The organism is Halobacillus sp. BBL2006 (genome assembly GCF_000786645.1).
Classification (GTDB): domain Bacteria; phylum Bacillota; class Bacilli; order Bacillales; family Halobacillaceae; genus Halobacillus.
This window is the reverse complement of record NZ_JRNX01000705.1, coordinates 1-3,458: the sequence shown is the minus strand read 5'-3', so window position 1 is coordinate 3,458 and position 3,458 is coordinate 1. Positions and strand designations below refer to the sequence as shown.

At 46.7% G+C, this 3,458-nt stretch carries 2 protein-coding genes; one reads left to right on the top strand and one right to left on the bottom strand.

The window, feature by feature from the left end:
* A partial coding sequence (locus LD39_RS18585; RefSeq protein ID WP_035551548.1) for an acyl-CoA dehydrogenase family protein occupies positions 1 to 482 on the top strand: 482 nt, incomplete at its 5' end.
* A 35-nt stretch (positions 483 to 517) separates the two neighbouring features.
* Here the strand turns inward: LD39_RS18585 and LD39_RS18580 are convergent.
* The coding region (locus LD39_RS18580; RefSeq protein ID WP_035551546.1) for an efflux RND transporter permease subunit at positions 518 to 3,458 on the bottom strand (2,941 nt) is incomplete at its 5' end.

The following is a 3,458-nucleotide window of genomic DNA, read 5'->3' as shown; positions in this document are numbered from 1 at the left end:
CAGTAGCAGCCGGAGCATGCGGTCAAATTTTGGCGTGTCTTGAAGAAAGCGTGAAGTACTGCCATGAAAGAGAGACGTTCGGCAGAGAAATAGGCAAGCATCAGCTAGTCCAGCAAATGATTGCCAAAATGGAAGCAGGCTATCAAATGTCCCGTTTGCTTGTCTTTCGAGCTGGCGACTTGAAGAATAAAGGGAAAAGGAATACGAGAGAAACATCGCTTGCGAAATGGCAGGCGTGCGATTTTGCCAATGAAGCTGCCAATGATGCCGTGCAAATCCACGGTGCTTACGGCTACTCCAATGAATATCCGGTGGAACGCTTTTTACGAAACTCGAAAGCTCCTGTTATTTATGAAGGCACAAGAGAAATCCACACCGTCATGCAGGCCGAATATGTGCTGGGGTATCGGTCTGATAAGCCGCTTTCCAAACCGCTTCCTGCCTGGCCGTATAATGAAGTGAAAGAAGAAGTAGAACGTTAAACAGAAAAAACCACCCGAAGGCGGTTTTTCTGTTTTTATGAAGTGACTGCTGGTTCTTCTGCAGCGACTTGTTGCAAACGCTGGCGTTTCGATTTTCTGAAATGAAGCAGCTCGTAGAATACGGGCACGATCACAAGTGTTAAGACCGTTGCTCCTGAGAGTCCTCCAATGACGACGACGGCCAATGATTTAGAAACAAGGCTGCCATCTTCCGTCGGGCCAAAGAGGAGCGGAAGCATCGCGCAGATCGTCGCAATCGCCGTCATAATGACTGGGCGGAGACGCGTACCACATGCTTCAATGATGGCATCGCGAATAATCATCGTCTCTTCATTCTGCTTCACGCGGTCAATCAGAACGATGGCATTCGTAATGACGACACCAATCAACATAAGCGCTCCGATTAGAGCGGTCGGATCTGCAGGAACACGGAAGATCAACAGTCCGAGAACGGCACCTATGGAAGCGAGCGGTAAAGTGATCAGTATGGCTAACGGAGCTTTGAATGTCTTGAAAGTCAGCACCATAATTAGATAGACAATCAGGATGGACGCAAGCATTGTGAGACCGAGGTCCTGGAAGTCACTCGCCTGCTGCTCAGCCGCTCCACCTTTGTCAATAGATGTTCCGGCTGGCAAGTCGATCGAGTTTAACTCTTTGTCGATTTCTTTTGAGATGACGGAAAGCTCGGTCGGATCTACTTCAGCGGTTACACGGACGTATAAGTCTCCATCTTTATGAAGAATCGTGCTCGGCTTCTCCTCTTGAGAAATCGTAGCTACGTCAGAAAGAGGAACCGCTCCTGAGTTCGTAGCGAGAGTCAGTCCTTTGAGATCCGACATCGAATCCGAATTCATACCTGCATTTAGGAAAACAGGGGTTGTTTCTTCATCCAAATTCACGGATCCGATCGGCTGCGGATTAATTAGTGAACGGATTTGCATCGCGGTCTGCTGAGCGTTCGCTTTCTCAGTATTGACTTCAACCGTATAAACTGGAGAGGTTTTCTCCTGATTGCTTGATACTTTCTTTACACCCTCAACATCATCGATCTTATCCATGATCGTTTGAGAAGTGTTGAGGATTTCATCGGTATCGTTTCCGACAATGTCATAAGTGATGCTGGAGTTCGATGATCCTCCAAAAATGGAAGCGGGCGACGCTGTAATAATCACGTTCCCCTCTTGTTTTTTCGCATCATTCACTTGATCAATGAACGCTTCAGCATCAGCGTCTTCTTTCATGATCACCGTATAAATAACGGTGTCCGGATCACTGACTTCTCCGTATTGGGCGGCTTCTTGATTGGATCCGTACTGGGTAATCAGGTAGTCATAGCCTTCGAAGTCAGTCATTTTTTTCTCAAAATCCATCATCTTCTCGGTAATGGTATCCTTCGGTGTATCGCTCGGGAAAGCCATCGAGATCGAAACGAGAGAAGCGTCATTCGCACTTGTCGCCGCTTTCGGCAAGGATAAGTATAAGCCTATAGAGCCAACTAGAACCACTATGGCTAAAAGGATCGGCACGGTTTTATAGTTCAGAGACCATTTCAATACGCTCAAGTATCGTTTCGGTCGATGATGAGGCGGCAATGTTGTGTTCTTCAGCATGCTGCGGCTTAAGAGCGGAACCACTGTTAAAGCAACGAGTAAAGAGGCTAAGAGTGAATACGTCACTGTCAACCCGAATGGGAGAAGGAATGCTCTCAAAGAGCCGTTGACAAGACCCATCGGTAAAAATACAGCAACGGTAATTAAGGTAGAGGATGTGATCGCACGCGATACCTCTTTTGTTGCTTCCAATACATTTTCTTTCGTAAGCTTCTGTTTTTGGCTTCGCCTGAAGATGTTTTCGACGACAACGATACTGTCATCCACTAATCGCCCGACGGCTACGGCAACTCCTCCTAATGTGAGGATGTTCAACGTGACCCCGGAAAGAGAAAGTAATAAAAGCGTAAGACCGAGGGATAAAGGGATCGATATGACGGTAATCAGGGTCGGCTTGAATTTTTTTAGAAATAAAAGGATGACTAAGGTTGCGAATAAGGCACCAAGACCGACCTCACGTACCATGCTGTTCACAGAATGCTCAACCATCTCGCCAGTCGTGAAGAGGACAGTCGCTTCTGCACCATCGTAATCGCGGTTGATTTTATCTACGGTGCTTCTTACCTGATCCCCAGCCGTCACGGCACTTGCATCAGTTTCCTTGAAAAGGATAACAGCGAGCGCTTCTTGGCCATTGACTCTGGTGATGGTGTCATCAGCTTTCACTTCTTCAACCGTGGCAATATCTTTAATTTGGATAGGTGGCGCATTTTCTGCTTGTATGGGTAAAGTCAATTCTTTTAAAGCCTCAATAGAAGTCAGGTCATCGGTAACGTTGATCGTGCTTTTTTGTCCATCAATCGTAGTACTTCCTGCAGAAGCCGAAACATCTTGCCCCTGGAGGACGCTCATGACAGCGTTGACTGGGATATGTAGCTGCTCCATTTTGTCATGATTCAAATTGATTTGAACACGGGAACTGTTTTCTCCCATGACACTTGCTTGTGATAAACCATTCTGATTTTCAAACAGCGGTTTGAATTCATTTTTAACAAGTTCGATATTGCTTTTCGTCAGTCCGTCAGAAAAGGTGATGGAAACCTGGCCGATTGGAATCATAGAAGTATTGAGCTGAGAAATCTGCGGCTTGCCAACACCATCGGGAAGTCGTAGTCCGCTGATTGCTTCCTCGACGTTGTTTTTTGCTTCCTTCATGTCGGCTTTTGAATCAAAATTAATGGTCACCTGAGAGTAGCCTTCTCCTGTAGTGGATAGAACAGACGTTTTTCCAGACACGTTCGAAACCGCTTGCTCGACTGGTTCAGTAATCGTTGAAGTCATTGAACCTGCATCATAGCCTTGGCCAAGGGTGACGACGGTGACTTGTGGATTATCCGCTTCAGGCAGAAATTCCATCGGCAGG